At 60.7% G+C, this 18,446-nt stretch carries 16 protein-coding genes; 1 reads left to right on the plus strand and 15 read right to left on the minus strand.

The features are described from left to right. Window positions 1–79: 79 nt before the first annotated feature. The 11 genes from DW123_RS02770 to DW123_RS02820 all read right to left on the minus strand — a co-directional run bounded on the left by DW123_RS02770 (window position 80) and on the right by DW123_RS02820 (window position 12,399). Window positions 80–835: a GntR family transcriptional regulator gene (locus tag DW123_RS02770; RefSeq protein WP_117799305.1), complete on the minus strand. Its 756-nt coding sequence runs from the start codon at window positions 833–835 to the stop codon at window positions 80–82. A gap of 2 nt (window positions 836–837) precedes the next feature. Further along, entirely contained in the window at window positions 838–2,811 is a 1,974-nt protein-coding gene (locus DW123_RS02775; protein WP_118273113.1) for a RecQ family ATP-dependent DNA helicase, read from the minus strand. Between the two features lie 207 nt (window positions 2,812–3,018). Next, window positions 3,019–3,738, minus strand: a complete 720-nt coding sequence (locus DW123_RS02780; RefSeq protein WP_117735442.1) for a GntR family transcriptional regulator — start codon at window positions 3,736–3,738, stop codon at window positions 3,019–3,021. A gap of 104 nt (window positions 3,739–3,842) precedes the next feature. Continuing rightward, the gene (locus DW123_RS02785; protein WP_117743123.1) at window positions 3,843–4,850 is read right to left on the minus strand and encodes a YitT family protein; all 1,008 of its coding nucleotides are present in this window, start codon (window positions 4,848–4,850) and stop codon (window positions 3,843–3,845) included. A 353-nt stretch (window positions 4,851–5,203) separates the two neighbouring features. After that, window positions 5,204–5,833 carry an HAD family phosphatase gene (locus DW123_RS02790; RefSeq protein WP_158570712.1) on the minus strand — a complete coding sequence of 210 codons (630 nt, stop codon included), beginning with the start codon at window positions 5,831–5,833 and terminating at the stop codon, window positions 5,204–5,206. 159 nt (window positions 5,834–5,992) lie between these two features. After that, window positions 5,993–6,976 (minus strand): SIS domain-containing protein, encoded by a 984-nt coding sequence (locus DW123_RS02795; RefSeq protein WP_233502247.1) that lies wholly within the window; start codon window positions 6,974–6,976, stop codon window positions 5,993–5,995. 199 nt (window positions 6,977–7,175) lie between these two features. Beyond that, window positions 7,176–8,009 (minus strand): PTS system mannose/fructose/sorbose family transporter subunit IID, encoded by an 834-nt coding sequence (locus DW123_RS02800; protein WP_055252122.1) that lies wholly within the window; start codon window positions 8,007–8,009, stop codon window positions 7,176–7,178. 13 nt (window positions 8,010–8,022) lie between these two features. Continuing rightward, window positions 8,023–8,817, minus strand: a complete 795-nt coding sequence (locus tag DW123_RS02805; RefSeq protein ID WP_117743120.1) for a PTS sugar transporter subunit IIC — start codon at window positions 8,815–8,817, stop codon at window positions 8,023–8,025. A gap of 36 nt (window positions 8,818–8,853) precedes the next feature. Further along, window positions 8,854–9,777, minus strand: a complete 924-nt coding sequence (locus tag DW123_RS02810) for a PTS mannose/fructose/sorbose transporter subunit IIAB (protein ID WP_117735437.1) — start codon at window positions 9,775–9,777, stop codon at window positions 8,854–8,856. Window positions 9,778–9,961: 184 nt separating this feature from the next. Beyond that, window positions 9,962–11,044, minus strand: a complete 1,083-nt coding sequence (locus tag DW123_RS02815) for a DMT family transporter (RefSeq protein ID WP_158570713.1) — start codon at window positions 11,042–11,044, stop codon at window positions 9,962–9,964. A gap of 362 nt (window positions 11,045–11,406) precedes the next feature. Beyond that, the gene (locus DW123_RS02820; RefSeq protein ID WP_117648180.1) at window positions 11,407–12,399 is read right to left on the minus strand and encodes an SIS domain-containing protein; all 993 of its coding nucleotides are present in this window, start codon (window positions 12,397–12,399) and stop codon (window positions 11,407–11,409) included. A 205-nt stretch (window positions 12,400–12,604) separates the two neighbouring features. On the opposite strand from DW123_RS02820, the gene DW123_RS02825 reads away from it, so the two are divergent. After that, window positions 12,605–13,327, plus strand: a complete 723-nt coding sequence (locus tag DW123_RS02825; RefSeq protein ID WP_117799300.1) for a GntR family transcriptional regulator — start codon at window positions 12,605–12,607, stop codon at window positions 13,325–13,327. Window positions 13,328–13,452: 125 nt separating this feature from the next. Here the strand turns inward: DW123_RS02825 and DW123_RS02830 are convergent, their stop codons facing one another. The 4 genes from DW123_RS02830 to mfd all read right to left on the minus strand — a co-directional run. Further along, the gene (locus DW123_RS02830; protein ID WP_118273116.1) at window positions 13,453–14,034 is read right to left on the minus strand and encodes a GNAT family N-acetyltransferase; all 582 of its coding nucleotides are present in this window, start codon (window positions 14,032–14,034) and stop codon (window positions 13,453–13,455) included. Window positions 14,035–14,112: 78 nt separating this feature from the next. Next, complete coding sequence (locus DW123_RS02835) at window positions 14,113–15,138, minus strand: low specificity L-threonine aldolase (protein WP_118273117.1); 1,026 nt, start codon at window positions 15,136–15,138, stop codon at window positions 14,113–14,115. A gap of 45 nt (window positions 15,139–15,183) precedes the next feature. Beyond that, window positions 15,184–16,047 (minus strand): phosphatase PAP2 family protein, encoded by an 864-nt coding sequence (locus DW123_RS02840; protein ID WP_117735432.1) that lies wholly within the window; start codon window positions 16,045–16,047, stop codon window positions 15,184–15,186. A 154-nt stretch (window positions 16,048–16,201) separates the two neighbouring features. Further along, the coding region (mfd, locus tag DW123_RS02845; RefSeq protein WP_118297898.1) for a transcription-repair coupling factor at window positions 16,202–18,446 on the minus strand (2,245 nt) is incomplete at its 5' end.

The following is an 18,446-nucleotide window of genomic DNA, read 5'->3' on the forward strand; positions in this document are numbered from 1 at the left end:
TGTCCTATTTATAGCATGCGAGCTGTCACAGGTGAAGTCGTTTCAGCAAATTTGTTCTATGTTGTTCTGTCTATGGGCGTTAGATGTCAAACAAGTAGCGCGAGCCCACGATCTTTTGACGCCCGAGCAGCAGGGGCAGCCCGTCCGCATCGGTAAAGTAAGCCTCCATATAGAAGAGCGGCTCGCCGACCGGCACCTCCAGCAGCGGGGCCGCCTGAGCATCGGCAAGCGCAATCTCCACGGTGCAGGGGTCGGACTTGAGCGGTGCGCGGCCCGAATGCTCGGCAACGAACGCAAAGATCGAGTTATCGGCAAGGCCCTCGTCGGCAAGCGTCTGCAGGTAGGGATGATCGGCCAGCACAAAGGCGTTGTTCTCGAGCATGACGGGCACGCCATCTGCCGTGCGCACGCGCTCGACCACGATAAGCTCGCAGCCGGGCTCCACGCCAAAAAAAGCCGCGTCCTCGCGCGTCGCCGCGACCACCGTGCGCGACACCAAGCGTGCTCCGGCCACCATGTCGTTGGCGGCGCAGCCCTCGGTAAAGCTCTGGACATCGCCTTTCTGGCGAATCTTGCGTTTGAGCTTGGGGGCGCACACAAAGGTGCCCCTCCCCTGTTGGCGGTTGAGATACCCCGCACGCGACAGCTCCTCGATGGCGCGGCGCACGGTAATGCGCCCCACGCCGTAGGACTTCGCAAGCTCCATCTCGGAAGGAATGCGCGAGCCGGGCGCGTACACGCCGCGCGCAATCTCGCCCTTTAGGTCGTCCATGACCTGCTGGTACAGCGGCACGGCGGACACGTCGGCACGCTCGGTTTTATCGTCAGTTGCCATCGTTACGCTCCATCTCGCGCATGCTCGGACTCAAACTCTTCAATCGCCGCCATAAACTGCTCGCCAAAGGCGTCTGCCTTTTTCTCGCCGATGCCGTTGACCTGGATAAGCTCGTCGCGCGTCTGCGGACGCAGGCGACACAGACCGCGCAGGGCCTTGTCGGAAAAGACCATGTACGGCGCCATCTCCAGCTCGGTCGAGATTTCCTTGCGCAGGGCACGCAGGCGCTCGAATAGCTCGGCATCGTCGCCCACGCGCGGGCGCTGATCCAGCTCGGCCTCCTCGCGCAGCAGATCCACCGCACGGCGAACGCGGGCCGAGGCCTTGCGCTTGGACGCACGGCGCTTAACGGTAAAGGCAAACGCCTCGTCCTCGACCTCGCCGGCACGCGGACCCAGGCCCACGACCGGGTACTGCCCCTGCGAGGTGGCCAAATAACCGCGGCCGCACAGCTGGCCGATGATGTCCTTGATGCGCCCGACCGATTCGCTCGACAGCTCACCATAGCCGCGACCCTCGTCCAGATGCATCTGGCGAATGCGCTCGGTGTTGCCGCCGTGAAGCACATCGGCGATGAGCGACTTGCCAAAGCGCATGGGCCGCGTGGCCACATAGCGCACGGTGGCGCGGGCCATATCGGTGACGTCCTCGACCTCGAACTGCGTAAGGCAGTTGCTGCAGTTGCCGCAGCCCTCGGCGTCATCCGAGGCGGTGCCACCTACGGCCGCATGCTCGGCCGCGGCCTCGTCGCCAAAGTAACGCAGCATGTATTCGCGCAGGCAGCCGGTGGTATTGCAGTAGCCTTCCATCTGACTGAGCAGGCGATATCGATTCTGGAACGCCCACGCGCGCTGCTCATCGTCGAGCGCCTCGTCGGCCGCATCGCCGCGGTCGATCAAAAAGCGGCGCATGCGAAAATCGTTGCCATTCCACAGCAGGTGACAGCTGGCAGGATCGCCATCGCGGCCGGCGCGACCCGCCTCCTGATAGTAGGCCTCGATGCTCTCGGGCACGTTGTTATGGATGACGTAGCGCACGTTGGGCTTGTCGATGCCCATGCCAAAGGCGTTGGTGGCAACCATCACCTGGATATCGTCGTCGATAAAGGCACGCTGGCTTTGGCGACGGGCGTCGTTGCCCATGCCGGCATGGTATCGGCCCACGCGAATGCCGCTGGGACCCAGTGCCTCGGCAAGCTCGCCGGCGAGCGCATCGACGGTCTTGCGGGTCGAGCAATACACGATGCCGCTCTCGCTCGAATGCGCGATTACGTAGTCGCGCACCCAGGCGGCCTTAGCCTTGTCGCCCATCTCCTCGCAGCCAAAGTAGAGGTTCTTGCGGTCGAAGCCCGTCACGACCGTGGCCGGGTCGCGCAGGCCGAGCATCTGCTGAATGTCCGCGCGCACGCGCTCGGTCGCCGTAGCGGTAAAGGCCGCCACGATGGGGCGCTGCGGCAGGGAATCGATGAACTCGCGAATCTGCAGGTAGGCGGGGCGGAAATCCTGGCCCCATTGGCTTACGCAGTGGGCCTCGTCAATGGCCACGAGCGGCACGCCGATGCCGCCGTCCGCCGCGGCCTCCTGCGCAAAGGCTAAAAAGCGCGGCTCGAGCAGGCGCTCGGGCGCCACGTACATAAGCTGGTAGAGACCCTCGCGCGCCCGCTTGAGCACGGTGTTTTGCTGGGCCGGAGTAAGGCTGGAGTTGAGATAGCTGGGGCGCGCACCCGCCGCGAGCAGCGCGCGGGTCTGGTCCTCCATAAGCGACAGCAGCGGGCTCACCACAAAGGTGATGCCAGGCAGCATGAGCGCGGGCACCTGGTAGCAAATGGACTTGCCGGCGCCCGTGGGCATAACGCCCAGCGCGTCGCGGCCGCCAAGGATCGCATCGACCATGCGGTCCTGCCCCGGGCGAAACGAGGTGTAGCCAAAATAGGCGCCGAGCGTGTCGAGCGCCATCTGCTGCATGCTATCGGTCATGGTTTCCTAACGTCAGAATCCTCTGCCGCCGATTATACGCCGCCACGCGGACCAGCGCCGAGCTGCCGCTAGCCACGAGCAACGCGTTCCGAAAGGAACGAGAGTGGATTTTTGGACACCCGACGAACGAGAGTGGATAATCTCCCACTTTAAGGCCGCCACCGGACCTAAAACGGGAGATTATCCACTCTCGTTTTCTATCCCGAACTACATCACCATAACGTAGCGCGATCCCACGTAGTACTGCTTACCCATCAGGACCGGCTCGCCGTTGGGACCGGTAAAGCCGGCACGCAGGTTGAGCAGCGGATCGTGCGGAGCAATGCCCAGCTCGGCCGCCTGCTCGACGTTAGCTCGAACGGCCTCGACCGTACGGTAGCCAACCGAGACAATCGGCGTTCCACCAACACGCTCGACCTCGGCAAAAATCGACTTGTCCTCAAGATCGGCCGTCAACAGCTCACGGTAGGCGTCAAACGGCACAAAGATATTCTCCTCAAATATGGGCTCGCCATCGGCCGTACGCACGCGCTTGATATGCAGCAGCAGCGCGTCCTTCTGCAGGCCAAAGAACTCCATCTCGTTTTGACGCGCCGGCACAATCTGGCGATCGACCACGTGCGCGCCGGCCTTCATGCCGTTGTCGGCACATAGCGCGGAAAACGTCTGCAACGTCGAGGCATGGAACTGGCGGTTGATGTGCGGCGTGGAAACAAAGGTGCCGCGACCCTGTTGCTTAACCAGGTAGCCATCGGAGCACAGCTCCTCGACGGCGCGGCGCACCGTAATGCGGCTCACCTCGTACTGCTCGGCAAGCTCAAGCTCGGACGGGATGCGCTCCTTAGGTGCATAAACGCCTTTCTCGATCGCTTCCTTGATCTCGTCGTAAATCTGCTGGTAAAGCGGTGCATTTTTGGGCGCTGGCATATCTGATCACTCTTATCAAAATATCGAAATAACTAATACGTATATAACGTCTTTTTATATGTTACCTCAGCTTGATAAAACGATACACCGCATACAGCAAATCTTTACTTGCCGTCGTCCTGCTGCAAGCTTTCCTGATCGTGCAGACGGGCCTGCCTGCTGGCCATGCGCGCGGGCTTGTCGGGATCGGGCACGGCCGTAGGCATGGGCTCGTCGACATGACCGCCCCACCAGCCGCCCACAAAGTTAAGCGTGTGGAACACATTGATCACGGCGCCGGGGTCGACGTCGCACACCAGCTTGACGATATCCTGGCTCTCGTAGGTCGAGACAACGGTGTGCAGCAGGTACATCTTTTCGCGGCTGTATCCGCCAATGACCTCGGCGCAGCTAATGCCGTGCTGAAAGTGATTGACATAGGCGGTCATGACCTCATCTGCCTCGCGCGTCGTGATCTGCAGCGTCACGCGGTCGTAGCGGCGATAGAAGCTGTCGATGGTCTTGGTCGAAATAAATTGAAACACAATGGAGTACGCCGCGTTGTCCCAGCCAAACATAAAGCCAAAGATCGCCAGGATAAAGCAGTTAAAACCAAAGATGACGCCCCAGATGGTCTTGCCCGTGTGGTTGGAGACCCACAGAGCGATAAAGTCGGTACCGCCGGTGGATGCGCCGGACTTAAGCGCGATGGCAGCGCCCAGGCCCGAGACCACGCCGCCAAAAATGATGAGCATGATCTTGTCGCCCAAAAACGGGGCGAAGTGAAAGATATTGAGGAACAACGACGAGAGCACGACCTGCATCATCGAGAAGATGACGAAGCGCTTGCTGATGCCGCTCCAGCACAGAAGCGCCACGGGGATGTTGAGCGCCAGCATGCCGAGCGAGATGTCGATGTGAACGCCGCCAAGCGAGGTAACGCGATCGAGTAAGACGGCGACGCCGGTGAGACCGCTCGGTAGCAGGTCGGCGGGCTGAATGAACGCCTGGATCAGAAATGTCTGAAGAATGGCGGAAATCGTGACCGCCACGGCAGTAATGGCGCGGCGGACGATGGTGAGGCGGCCGAGCACGAGCACGCGGTCCGTGAGCTGATCGATGGCGTTCGCCACGTAGGCTCCTTTCGAAGGCAGATGTAATTGTGGGGCATGCCGGCGATTGTAGCATGGAGCGCGAGTGGGCGCTTCAATTAACCCTCTCTCGACAACCAAAACGAGCCAGCAGCTCCCCAACCAAAGAGCCAAATTCTAAGTGAGTAGACTTTTTACGATCTGCCGAGCACACCAAAAACTGCCACCTCTGTGACCTGCGGTTTTACTAAAGCAGATACGCTTTGTGCTCGGCATGTGCCAAAAAGTCTACTCACTTAGTCTGAGTCGAAGTCAAACGAATCAAAATCCAAGCCAAATTAAGCCAATCCGCCGCAAAAGACGTGCGAATCTGTACTACTCGTGGTGGATCGACGCTACAAAGCGGCCAAAATGTCGGCCAGGTTGTCGATGATGGTGTCGGCGGCGGACTGGTCCAGGTTGACGCCCTCGTGCGGACGCAGCGCCAGGACGCGGGCGCCGGAGCGCTTGCCGGCCTCAATGCCCATAGGCGAGTCCTCGATAACCAGGCACTCGGCCGGCTCAACACCCAACGCCTCCATGGCGCGCAAATAGATCTCGGGGTCGGGCTTAAACGCACTGCACTCATGGCCGCTGATGGTGTAGTCCAGCACGTCGGCGATACCGGCAATCTCCACCAGCTCGTCGATGAGCTCACGGTAGGACGAGCTCGCGATGGCACACTTCACGCCGCGCTCGTGCAGCTCACGCATCACCGGCTCCGTCTGCTCGTTGAGCAGCTCGGCATACGGAACGGGATGGACCGGGCTGTAGACCTGCTTGTACTCCACGCGCAGGCGCTCGCGCAGCTCAGCATCGTCGGGCACCAGCGACTTCCAAATGGCGGGCTCGTTAGACCCCGAAAGATCGGGGATCTCGTCAAAGTGGAACCCTTTCTCTTCCATAAACGCCACGCGGCGACGATTGTAGAACCACTCGGTATCGACCAGCACGCCGTCCATATCAAACAGCACCGCCTTGATCATACGCATCTCCTCCCACTTGCCAAAAAGGGACAGGTTTATTTTGGTAGGTTTTATCTGGGGTTTTGCGGCGCGTGCGCACACGCCCTCCCCAGAGCAAAAAGGGGACGGGGCAAAACCCCATCCCCTCTCAATCAACCCGTAAGGTCTACTTACTTGTGATTAGTAGGAAAGCTTCCACATGTAGCGACGCATGGTCAGCGGGTGCTGACGGGCCTCGGCGATCTGGTTGCCGTACTCGCGCATAACGGCGAGGTGCAGCAGCGGGTTGAAGTAGGTGACGACGCTTGCCGGCACGGCGTCGGCCAGACCGTAGTCCTTGGAGTCGATCAGAGCGACCTTGGCGCCCATGCGCTGCAGGAAGGTGAGGGCGCGAGCGTCCATCGGACGGGTGGCACCGTCGGACATGAAGAAGACGTAGGGCTTACCCTCGGTGGAAACCTCGAACGGGCCGTGGAAGTACTCGCCGGTGTTGTAGGCGGCGGCGTCGATCCACTGCATCTCGGTGAACAGGAAGGCGGCGTGAGAATAAGCCATCTTCTCGGAGGCACCGGAGGCCATGAAGTAGATCATCTCGTCGTCCTTGAAGTCCTGGGCGAACTGCTTGGCGAGGCCCTTGGCGGACTGAGCGGCGTTCTCGCAGAGCTCAAAGACGTTGGTGAGGCCGGTGATCATGTCCTCGTAGTGGTCATAGCCCTCGGTCTGCTGAAGGATCTCGAGAGCAAGGGCGATGGCATAGCCGGGCTTCTCGCACTTGGCAGCGTAGTTGGCGTGGAAGCCGTGGACGATGACGTGGTCGGCGTCGACGGTCAGAGCGGAGCCAGCCTTGTTGGTGAGGGAGACGACCGGGCAGTTGTGCTTCTTGGCGGTCTTGTTGGCCTCGACGGTCTCGGGCGTGGAGCCACCGAGGGAGCAGGTGATCACGAAGGTGTGCTCGTTGACCCAAGAAGGCGTGTCGTAGTTGAACTCGTTAGCGGTGAAGATCTGAACGTTCAGCTTGTCCGTGTTGTTGGCCAGGAAGTACTTGGCGGGGTAAAGATCGGACATAGAAGCACCGCAGCCGACGAAGGCGACGCTGTGAATCTCGTGGTTGGACAGGACGTCAGCGACGATCTGCTTAGGGAGGTTAAGGTCGATCTCGTACATCTGACACATTCCTTTCGAATTTTTGCGGCGTCACATTGCCGGACGCTCGCAGGGTTACCGTGGTTAGGACCGAGTCGCCGGCCCGTTGAGGATGCGACAAAGGGACTGTCCCTTTGACACATTTAGGGATGGAAGCCTGCCTGGGGTATGGGATGCCAGGCAGGCCCCCGGGGGAAAGCGGTTAGACGCTGGGTCGCGACTAGGCCAGGATGCCGGCCGCGGAGAGGGCGATGCCGCCCACGATGGCGATCACGAGAAGCCAACCGGTGTTGACGTTCTTCTTGATGAGCCAGTACATAAGGCCGGTGAGGCCAAGGGAGATCATCTGGGGCATCATGCCGTCCAGGATGTCCTGGATAACGACGGTACCCTCAGCAAACTGCAGCGGGGTGGTGGCGCCGATCAGCGTAGCGATCATGCCGCCCACGGACATAAGACCCACGATGCCGCAGACATACATGAGCTTCTCCATGAGGTCGCCGCCCTGGAGCTTGCTCAGGTACTCATGGCCGCCCTGGTAGCCGATCTTGGCAGCGAACCACGTGATCAGCACGGAGGGCACGATGGAGATGAGCATGGCCAGGATCGGGCCCATGATGGAGCCCTGCTGAGCCAGCTGAACGCCCAGGCCAAAGGCGATAACGCGGATGGTGCCCTGGAAGAAGGAGTCACCGATGCCGGAAAGCGGGCCCATGAGGGAGGTCTTGACCGCGTTAATCGAATCGGGATCGAAGTTCTCGGGATCCTTGGCGTACTCCTCCTCCATGGAGGCGGCGAGGCCTAGGACAAAAGCGCTCGTCTGCGGGGTGCAGTTGTAGAACGCCATGTGACGGTGGTAAGCCTCTTTCTTAGCAGCGAGCTGCTTGGGGTCGGACTCGTCCGGATAGAGGCGATCGAGCGTGGGGACCATGCCGTAGAGGAAGCCCATGTTCATCTGACGCTCGTAGTTCCAAGAGGCCTGGATGGCCCAGGAGCGCCAGAAGAACTGGCTGACCTTCTTGTTCAGGGACACGTCCTTGGTTGCGGTTGCCATAGTGTGTTCCTCCTTAGTCTTCGTCGTCTTCGAGCGGATCGTAGTCGGAATCGACACCGGCGGCTGCATGGGAGCCATTGAACTTGAAGCCCATGAAGACGATAGCCAGGCACACACCGATCAGAGCGACCGCGATGACGGACAGGTTGAGGTAGGCGGCGAGCAGGAAGCCGATGAACAGGAACGGGGTCATACCCTTCTTGATCATCATGGTGAGCAGCAGGGCCAGACCGTAGGCGGTCATGATCTTGGTCGAGACGTTCAGACCAGTGGACAGCCACTCGGGAACCATGTTGACGATGGCCTGGACCAGGTCGGTACCGACAAAGACGGCCAGGAAGATCGGCAGGAAGTACATGATGGCGTACAGACCGGAGCCGGCGCAGATGTGCATGCGGTAGGCGGTCTTGAACTTGCCGTTATCGATCGCGCTATCGGCCACATGGGTGAGGGCGGCGATGATGGAACGGAACACGATGCCGAGGAGCTGACCTAGGACGGCGACCGGGATGGCGATCGTCATGGCGGTCTCGGCGGAAGCATCGGTCAGGCACGCGAAGGCAGCTGCCACGATGCCGCCCAGGACCATATCGGGCGGAACGGCGGCGCCGACCTGCACCAGGCCCATGGACACGAGCTCGACGGCGGCACCGACGGCAAGGCCGGTGGGCACATCGCCCAGCAGCAGACCGACGAGCGTGGCGCCAACGAGGGGCTGCTCGAAGTTAAGACGACCGAGCAGGCGGGAGTCCCACATGCAGAACACGCCGACGAGGCCGACGAGCACCGCACTGATGAACGTATTCATACCCTTCTCCTTTCAGTCAGGCAAAAGCCTGGTTGATTACAGCTTGGCGTCGATGTCGACGCTCTGATACGTGGGGGTCTGCTGGACGTAGAGCTTGATGCCCATGTCGAGCAGCTGGTTGACGTCGGCCTTCTGGGTGGCGTCGAAGAAGACGGAGCTGTCCTTGCCGCCGACCTGATCGGCACCGTCGTGGTTGGCGGTGGCGCCCAGGTTGATGGCGTCGAGCTTGTAACCCTGGCAGAACTGCAGCATCTCGGCCGTGTTGCCAAAGACGAACATGACGCGCTCGCCGAGGGTGTTGAGCTTGTCCATCTTGGCGAGGGCACGCTCGACGGTGAAGACGTTCAGGCGCACGCCCTGGGGCTTGGCCAACTTTAGAGCACCCTTCTTGATGTCATCGTTGGCGGCAGCGTTGTCGACGACGATGATGCGCTCGGCCTGAACCTTGGTGGTCCAGGTAAAGACGACCTGGCCGTGCAGCAGACGGTAGTCAAGACGTGCGAGGACGATCTTGGCGGGACCGGAGCTGTGACGGGGCGCCTTGGCCTTCTTAGTGGGGGCCACGGCAGCCTCGATCGGCGCGTTGGGGTTGGTCAGACCGGTGCGGGCCTCGTTGATGAGGGCCGCGAGCTCGGCGCCCGTGACGGGGACGGGGCTCATAGCAAGCGTCAGTGCCAGCGGAATGTTGAAACCGCTGATCACCGTGAATGCTGCACCGTTGCGGGAAAGCTCGACCATGCTGTTGTTGACCGAGCTGCCGAGCATATCGGTCAGCACATAGACGGTGTCGTCCGCGTTGAACGTGGCGATCAGAGCGTCCACCTTATTGGTGATGGGCTCCTTGTCGTCACGAGCAAGCGACACGACGTGGACGTTCGACACGTCGCCGAGAACCATCTCGAGCGTGTCTTTGGCGCCTGCGGCCAGGCCGCCATGAGATGCGAGAATGATCTGATTCATCTTGCCTCCTCCTTTTCGTTATGGTCATTATAACGTCTTATACGTTGCGAATATTGATAATTATTATAAGAACCACTCACGGCCAAATATCGACCGTTCGCGGGTTTAACTGACTGGAAACGAAAGCGCCGTAGCTCGTTGGACAGTCCCGCTCAGTTACGTTCCCCAAGGGCTTACACTGCCTCTATCGCACGAAATACCAGGGGCTTTCCTGCACGGTGGGTTCCAGCGCGATGCCCGTGCGCTCCTTGAAGAGATCCATATCCTGCGATTTCTCCGTCCACCACGCATTGGGCTTAAAGGTCATGCTCTCAATAACATGGCCGACAAAGGTAGTGTTGCGCAGCATGGTAAAATCCGTATTCATGATCACGATGGACACGAGCACCAAGACAATGCCCAATACTTTGATCGTGCCGGCGGGCTCCGCGTAGATACCAATGCCCAGCAGTACGGTGACGACTGTCTCGAATGACATTACGACGGGAACTTTCGACGTCTCGAGCCCCATGGATAGACCCTGCATATATAAGATGTAAGCCACGGCTGTGGGGATGAGTCCAAAGCCAAGGAACAGCAGCAGCAGCTGTGGCGACATTGCCACGGCGACATCCGGCCACGGAGCCGCGATAGCTGCCATAACCGCACCGCCAAAAACAAAGCCCCAAAACGTAACGGCCAGCGGGTGGACCGTCTTGGTTGCTATTCGGCTAAACACCGCGAGCGACGCACCACAAAGGCCCGCAATCACGCCCGACGTGACGCCCCAAACCGAAAAATGGAAACCGGAAAGGTCGCCATTGGTCACTGCAAGTACACAGCCACCTATGTTAAAAGCGATGGCAACAAGCTTGTTAGGGGTCACGTCCTCACGATAAAGCACGCGGCCGAGCACGACGCCAAACACCGGCGAGGTGTAGAGCAGCACCGAGGCCGTGGACATGCCCACCTCGCCCATGCACTCGTAATAGCAGGTGTTGGCGGCGGCCAAACCGACGATACCGACAAGCGCGCAGGGAACAAGCTCTTTAGGGCTTGCCTTGAACAGGGCCAGCGGACCCTGAGCCACGGTAGACCCCTCACCCGGACGGCAGCCCATAAACATCAGGACCGGCGCCAAGATAAGCGCTCCGACCAACAAGCGAAAGGCAGCCATGCTCCGGGACGAAACGCCCATGGCCGAGATGCCGTTTACAAAGATTCCGATGCTGCCCCACATAAGCGCGGCGATCAGCACCAGCACATAGCCCAGATTGCTTCTCTTCAACGTAGCCTCCTTGGCTTTGTTTCCAGTATGTTTCATGCTACGTTATAGTCGTTATATACATTTATCAAGACACAAATCGGCAAACGGGAAATCTCTAGACAAAAGGAGTGTAGTCATTGGGGACGTTCTTAAACGACTAGTCAAACAAAAACGTCCCCGATGACTAGTCACCCAACTGCCGCAAAATGACGAGAGTGAATAATCTCCCACTTTGAGCCCCCAAACAGGCCAAAAACGGGAGCTTATCCACTCTCACCTTGGGGCAGTCGTTTAAGTACGTCCCCAATGAGTGACCCGCCGCAGGTAGAGGACGGACAGCGCAGCGTCGAGCCGTTACGCGGTTTGGTAAAACCGCGTAACTCCTAGTAGTCCAGCTTCCACATGTAGCGGCGCGTCATGTAGTCCTTGTGGGTAACGGCAGAGAGTGCACGCATGTACACGTTGTTGAGGATCGGCGCAAAGATCAGGTGGTTGAAGTACTCGCTCACGCTGTCTTTGATGTCGTTGAGGCCGAGCTCCTTGGCATCGAGCTGATAGACGCGCTCGCCACCGTACTGGTTGACAAAGCGGATGCCGCGCTCGTCGTTGCAGCGGCTGCGGCCGACGCTGATGAGCTGGAACAGCGAGGTGCGCTTGTCCAGGATCTCGAAGGGGCCGTGGAAGAAGTCGCAGGTGTTGATGGTGCAGGAGTCGATCTGCAGCATCTCCTGCACGTTGCAGATGCTAAAGACATAGGCGGCACCAAAGAGCGGACCCTGAGCCATGACGTTGATGCAGGGCTTGTCAGCGTTCTGCTCGGCCCACTTGGCAGCGAGCGGACGGGTGTACTCAACGGCCTTGCGATAGATAGGATCGACCAGGTCGAAGGCTGCCATAGCGGTCTCGTACTCGGCATAGCCCTCGGTCTGCTGCGTAAGCTCCATAGCGATCATGGTCACAACGGCGGAGTTGGTGCGGCCCATGCAGGACTCGTCGACGGCCAGGCTGTCGTACTGGATCTTGTAGTCACAGACCTCGGTGAGGGCGGACTCGTCAACATAGATGGCGATGGTGCTGGCGCCGTGGTCCTTAGCGACCTGAGCGGCGACAATGGTCTCCTTGGTGCCGCGCATGGAAACGACGACGGCCAGGGTGTTCTCGTTGACGTAGGCCGGGGTGGCGTGCACGAACTCGTTGCTGGTGTAGCTGGAGCTCACGACCTGCGTAGCCTCGTGCTCCATAAAGTACTGGGCAGGATAGTTGCCGCCGTTGGATCCGCCGGCGCCAATCCACACAACGCGCTTGATGCCGCCCTTGTCTGCCTTGTCAGCCAAAACCTGGGAGACGACATCCTTAACCTGTTCCTGAGTAGTCATCGTGCATCAGCCTTTCTTCTCATTTGATGCTCTTGATGGCATACAAGTTACATACATGTTTTAGCGATGTCGACTAGTTGTATGCTATATTTGTCTTAGATATTTTGCTGATACGGTATATAAATACTCGTTACCAGCGGTTTTGTTGTTGAATTGGATACATGCTTGATTAGGCAAGCATACAGGTTAGATACAGGTTAATCACATGAGCGCTTCATCTAAAAAGAAACTGGCCCAATACGAGCGCTTGGCGGGCATGCTGCGCGACCGCATCGCCGCCGGCATCTACGCCTGCGGAGACAAGCTGCCGTCCGAGATGGAGCTCATGGACGAATCGGGGCTGTCGCGCAGCACCGTGCGCCATGCCCTTAAGGTGCTCGTCGACGAGGGCCTGGTTCGCACCGAGCGCGGGCGCGGCGCCTTTGTGGCTGACACGCCGGCGCTCCACGAGAACAACCTGGTGTTTTCGAGCTACACGGCGCAGATCCAGGGCCAGGGCATGAAGCCCACCACGCGCACCGTGGACTCGGGCTTTGCCAAGGCCGCAGGCAATGTGGCCAAGTTCTTCGATGCCGCCGTGGGCAGCAAGCTCGTCAAGCTCGTCCGTCTGCGCTATCTAGACGATGCGCCGCTGTGCCTGGAGACCACCTATCTGCCGCCAAGTTTTGAGGCGCTCATCGATCGCGATATCAACGGATCGCTCTACACCGCGCTGCGCCAGGAGTTCCATCGCGCGCCGGCGCAGGGGCACAAGACCTTTGAGGTGTGTTACGCCTCGCAAAACGAGGCGTTTTTGCTCAATGTGGAGCGCGGGCAGGCGCTGATTCTGATCACCGACTACGTCTACGACACCGACGGCCGCCCGCTGCACATCTCCAAGCGTATCCAGCGCACCGACCGCGCCAAATACACCGAGCCCATCGGCTAACCACCACCAAAACCACCACAATGGGGACAGGCACCTTTGTGGTGGTTTTTAAGGTTAACGCGCCAAAAAAGGGCCGATTTTCGAGAGAAACCACCACAAAGGTGCCTGTCCCCATTGTGGTGGTTTTAGGCGGGGAGGTCGGGGAACCAAGTTGGTTTGGGTTGGTTGGGGACGCGCTCGGCTAGGACCAGCTCCATCCAGCACATGTCGTACCAGCGGCCGAACTTTTGGGCGCAACGGTCGAAGGCGCCCACCAAGCGATACCCCATATGGGCATGGAAGTCCTGGCTGTTGTGCGTCAGATACTCGTCGTCTTTGTCGTGCGGTACGGCGATGAGCGCGCACATGTTGGTGATGCCCATCGCGACCAGGCATTGCTTGAGCGCATCGTGCAGCTTGCGACCCAGCCCACCATGACGCACATCGCGCGCCAGGTAGATTGACGTCTCGACCGACCAGTCGTATGCCTCGCGGCTGTTGAGCGGGCTCACGTAGGCATAACCCACCGGACGCCCGTCCAGCTCCATCACCAGATACGGATAGCGCTTGAGTGTACGCTCGATGCGCCCGGCGAACTCCTCAACGCTCGGCACCTCGTATTCGCAGGTAATCGCCGTCTGGCGCACATACGGCTCATAGATGGCAAGCAACGCCGGCGCGTCTTCGGGCGTCGCGAGGCGAATCGTCGGCTCGGACATCTCGGCCATACAACCCTTCCCTCTCAAAAGCAAAGGCCGCCCCGCGCCAAACCCAGGCGCAAGGCGGCCCCTCGTCATTACATCAGCCTACAGGACAGCCGCCAGCGCGTCGATGTCCTCCTGCGTCGTGGCCCAGCTGGTGCAAAAACGTACCACGGTGTGGGTCTCGTCGTACTTTTCCCAGTACTCGATCGAGGCGTGCTCGCGAATGCGGGCCATGTCCTCGTTGGGCAGAATCACGAACTGCTGGTTGGTCGGCGTCTCCAAGAAGAACTGGTAGCCGCGCTCGTGCAGCACGCGACGAAGCGCCTGCGCGGTCTCGATTGCCTGGCGACCAATCTCAAAATACAGGCCATCGGTAAAGAGTGCCTCAAACTGCACGCCCGTCAGGCGGCCCTTGGCAAGCAGCGCTCCGTGCTGCTTAATGCGCGGAATGGGATGTGCCGGAGCGTGCATGCCGCAAAACACCACGGCTTCGCCGCAAAGCGCGCCGCACTTGGTGCCGCCAATGTAGAACACGTCGCACAGCTGCGCCAGCTCGGGCAGGGTAATGTCGCACTCATCGGCTGCCAGCGCATAGGCCAGGCGGGCGCCATCCACAAACAGCGGAATCTGGCGCTTCTGGCACACCGCATGAATCGCCGCGAGCTCGGCCTTGGAGTACAGCGTGCCGTACTCGGTCGACAGGCTCACATACACGGCGCCCGGGAATACCGTGTGCTCGTAGCTCTCGTTTTCGTAGAACACCTGGATATAGTTTTCGAGATCCTCGGCATGCATCTTGCCCTCGTAGCCGGGAATGGTAAGCACCTTGTGGCCGCCAAACTCGATGGCACCAGCCTCGTGGCAGGCAACGTGGCCGGTCTCGGCGGCAACAACGCCCTCGTAGGGCGCGAGCAGCATATCGATCACCGTCGCGTTGGCCTGCGTGCCGCCTACCAGGAAAAATACGTCGGCATCGGGTGCCTGGCAGGCCTTGCGGATAAGCTGCTTGGCACGCTCGGTGTGTGCATCGGTACCGTAGCCGGGCTGCGGCTCCATATTGGTGTCGACGAGCGCCTGCAGTACTGCCGGATGTGCGCCGTGGGAATAGTCGTTGTTGAACGCGAGCATGATAATCCTCTCTAGCCGGGCACGAACCCGATGATTCAGATGGGGCTATTGTACGCCGCCCGGATAAGCAATGCGCGCGGCAAGGCACTCGAGCGCCAGCACCAGGGCAAAGCCGCAGCTCACGTCACTCAAAAAGTGCGCGCCGATCACGATGCGACCAAAGGCGACGAGCGCCGCAACCACAGCGGCGACCCAAAAGACCACGCGGCGGCGCGACGGCTTTTCCTTAAAGGTCGCCGCGGGAAGCCCGGCGAGCATAAGGCCGATCGCCGCGTGTGCCGTGTGTCCGCTCGCAAACGACTTAAAGCCGTCCTTGATCACGCCGGCGGCGATATAGGCCCACTTGTCGGGGTTACCGATCACCCACCACGGCTGAAAATCGAGTCCCTGCGTCACCGCGATCACGCGCATGCGCGGGCGCGACCACAGCGGCTTGACGATCACGTTGAGGATGACGGCCTGGGCGACCCACACGGCAAGCACCATCAACGCCCAGCGCGTGAGCTCTTTGGGATCGGTGTCGCGCGTGAGGCGGCAGACGATAAGGTTGGCGGCGATGACCAGCACAAACGTCAGCACCAACTGTGCTGCGACAAGTTTGCCGCCAACCCGCAGGGACGAAACGACCTCGTAGCCAGTCAGACCGACGTTGACAAGGATGCCGAGCACGGCGAGCCATTTGCTCCCCCTGGAGTCGGGACGCACCGCGCGCACGAGCATAACGCCCGCGATGCTCGCCGTCAGCTCGAACGGCAGCTCGCCGGCGGCCTCGATAAAGCGGCCGTACATGCTAGCGATGTTAAACAGCGCGCTCGAGATCTGATAATCGAAAAAGCTGCCCACGCACAGACAAAGGCACAGGACAACCGCGATAGCAGCGGCATCTTTCTTGTAAATGTACCCGAACATGCTTTCCTTTCGATGGGGCGAAGGGTCGACCCGCAACGTGGTGGGACAAAGTTATCAGTAGTTTTTGTCCCAGGGTTGCTTGCGTTGACAGGCTCGATGCGACTGTCGCACCTGGGACAAAACTACTGATAACTTTGTCCCACCGACTTACTTGTTAGTCGTCGTCGCTCGCACCCAGCTGCTGCAGCAGCATGAGTGCGGCCGCCACGGGGCCGATGCCGTCGTTGGCGTCGAGACCGCGGCCCAGGCCGCTGCCTGCGCCGGCGCCCGCCTTGTAGGGCACCGATAGCTTGCGGCTCTTGGGGAAGTTCACCGCGCCATAGCGAGTCTTGAACTCAAAGGCCACCTTCTTGGGCACGTCGACGCCCAGGAAGGTAATGCGCCCGCCGCTGAGCGTGACACTCTCGAGCCCCAGGCGCTCGCCGCGAATACGAATGCGCGCGCGGTTGAACAGGTTGAGTCCCGCCAACGGCAGCTCGCCATGCGCGGCCTCAGTCTCTTCCTGCACCTCGTCGATGCTCTCCAGGTCCTCGGCCGCCGCGAGCTTACGGTACACGAGCACGCGCTGATCCACCGCCGGCAGGTACTCCTCGGACAAGAAGTAGTCGGCCGGCAGGTTAATGCCCACGTTCGCCGCCTCCACGCCGGCATCGTCGTCGCCGCGCGCCTCGGCCACGGCCTGGCCCAGCATCTGCGTAAACAGGTCAAAGCCCACGCTCGACAGGTTGCCGTGCTGCTCGGCGCCCATAAGCGAGCCGGCGCCACGAATCTCCAGGTCGCGCATGGCGATGCGCATGCCGCTGCCCAGGTCCTGGAACTCGGACAGTGCGGTCAGGCGCGCCGTTGCCTCCTCGGTAAGCGGCAGCTCGCCCGGGAACATAAAGTATGCGTAGGCCTGCGTAGCCGAGCGGCCCACACGGCCCTTGAGCTGGTAGAGCTGTGCCAGGCCCAGGCGCTGCGAATCCTCGATGATAAGCGTGTTGGCGCACGCGTTGTCGATACCGCTCTCCACGATGGTCGTGGCAATGAGCACGTCGATCTTTTTGGTCGCGAACTCGATCATCACGTCCTCGACCTCGCGCGGGCTCATCTTGCCGTGCGCCACGCCCACGCGCGCCTCGGGCGCGGCCTCGTGCACGCGCGCCACGGCGTCGTCAATGGTCTTGACGCGATTGGACACGTAGTACACCTGTCCGCCGCGACTCACCTCCAGGCGAATCGCTGCACTCACCACGTCGGGGTCGTACTCCCCCACGTGCACGATCACGGGACGACGCCCAGTCGGCGGTGTCGTGATCAGGCTCATGTCGCGCACGCCGCTCGTGGCCATCTGCATGGTTCGCGGAATAGGCGTTGCCGAAAGCGTGAGCACATCAATCTGCTCGCGCAGGTTCTTGAGCTGCTCCTTGTGCTGCACGCCAAAGCGCTGTTCCTCGTCGATGATCACCAGGCCCAGGTTCTTGGGGTTCACATCGGCCGAAAGCAAGCGGTGCGTGCCGATGAGCACGTCGATCGTGCCCTCGGCAAACGCCTTGAGCGCGCGCTTTTGCTGCGCCGGCGTGCGGAAGCGGCTGAGCACCTCGACCTCAAGGCCAAACGGGGCAAAGCGCTCAAAGAAGGTCTCGTAGTGCTGCTGGGCCAGAATGGTCGTGGGGCAGAGCACCATGACCTGACGGCCGGAGTCCACACACTTAAACGCCGCGCGCAGGGCGACCTCGGTCTTGCCAAAGCCCACGTCGCCGCACAGCAGGCGGTCCATGGGCTTGGGCGCCTCCATGTCGGCCTTAATGTCGGCGATAGCCTCCAGCTGGTCGCGCGTCTCGTCGTAGGGGAAGCTCTCCTCCATCTCGATCTGCTCGGGCGTATCGGGCGGACAGGCGATACCGGTAATCGACGAGCGGCGCGTATACAGGTCGACCAGATCAAACGCCAGCTTTTTGGCGTTCTTGCGCGCCTTGTTGGTGGCACGCGTCCAGTCGGCGGTATTGAGCCTAGTCAGGCGCGGCTTGTCGCCGTCGGGGCCAACATAGCGCGTGATGCGGTCGACCTGCTCGAGCGGCACGTAGAGCTTGTCGCCATCGGCATATTCCAGCAAAAAGTAGTCGCGCTCCTTGCCGCCCACTTCCTGGCGCGCAATCTCGCTAAAGAGCGCGATGCCATGCGTTGCGTGCACCACGTAGTCGCCCGGCTTAAAGGGGAAGGTGATCTGCGTAATGTCGACCTTGCGGCGGCTGCGGGCACGGTTGGCATCCATGCGGGCGTTGAGGTCGGCGATCGAGAACACGGCTAGATTGGCATCGGGCACCACCACGCCCTGCGGCAGAGCGGCATCCACAAAGGTCACGCGCCCGCGCGAGATGGTGGGCACAGCGGCACCGGCGGCAGCCTGGGCCGCCGCC

Source organism: Collinsella sp. AM10-26 (assembly GCF_003472525.1).
Classification (GTDB): domain Bacteria; phylum Actinomycetota; class Coriobacteriia; order Coriobacteriales; family Coriobacteriaceae; genus Collinsella.

What these genes read in the sequence shown, in the direction of transcription:
- DW123_RS02770 (WP_117799305.1), bottom strand. Translation starts at nt 835, where the DNA reads ATGGCAACTGACGATAAAACCGAGCGTGCCGACGTGTCCGCCGTGCCG.
- DW123_RS02775 (WP_118273113.1), bottom strand. Translation starts at nt 2,811, where the DNA reads ATGACCGATAGCATGCAGCAGATGGCGCTCGACACGCTCGGCGCCTAT.
- DW123_RS02780 (WP_117735442.1), bottom strand. Translation starts at nt 3,738, where the DNA reads ATGCCAGCGCCCAAAAATGCACCGCTTTACCAGCAGATTTACGACGAG.
- DW123_RS02790 (WP_158570712.1), bottom strand. Translation starts at nt 5,833, where the DNA reads ATGATCAAGGCGGTGCTGTTTGATATGGACGGCGTGCTGGTCGATACC.
- DW123_RS02795 (WP_233502247.1), bottom strand. Translation starts at nt 6,976, where the DNA reads ATGTACGAGATCGACCTTAACCTCCCTAAGCAGATCGTCGCTGACGTC.
- DW123_RS02800 (WP_055252122.1), bottom strand. Translation starts at nt 8,009, where the DNA reads ATGGCAACCGCAACCAAGGACGTGTCCCTGAACAAGAAGGTCAGCCAG.
- DW123_RS02805 (WP_117743120.1), bottom strand. Translation starts at nt 8,817, where the DNA reads ATGAATACGTTCATCAGTGCGGTGCTCGTCGGCCTCGTCGGCGTGTTC.
- DW123_RS02810 (WP_117735437.1), bottom strand. Translation starts at nt 9,777, where the DNA reads ATGAATCAGATCATTCTCGCATCTCATGGCGGCCTGGCCGCAGGCGCC.
- DW123_RS02820 (WP_117648180.1), bottom strand. Translation starts at nt 12,399, where the DNA reads ATGACTACTCAGGAACAGGTTAAGGATGTCGTCTCCCAGGTTTTGGCT.
- DW123_RS02825 (WP_117799300.1), top strand. Translation starts at nt 12,605, where the DNA reads ATGAGCGCTTCATCTAAAAAGAAACTGGCCCAATACGAGCGCTTGGCG.
- DW123_RS02830 (WP_118273116.1), bottom strand. Translation starts at nt 14,034, where the DNA reads ATGGCCGAGATGTCCGAGCCGACGATTCGCCTCGCGACGCCCGAAGAC.
- DW123_RS02835 (WP_118273117.1), bottom strand. Translation starts at nt 15,138, where the DNA reads ATGCTCGCGTTCAACAACGACTATTCCCACGGCGCACATCCGGCAGTA.
- DW123_RS02840 (WP_117735432.1), bottom strand. Translation starts at nt 16,047, where the DNA reads ATGTTCGGGTACATTTACAAGAAAGATGCCGCTGCTATCGCGGTTGTC.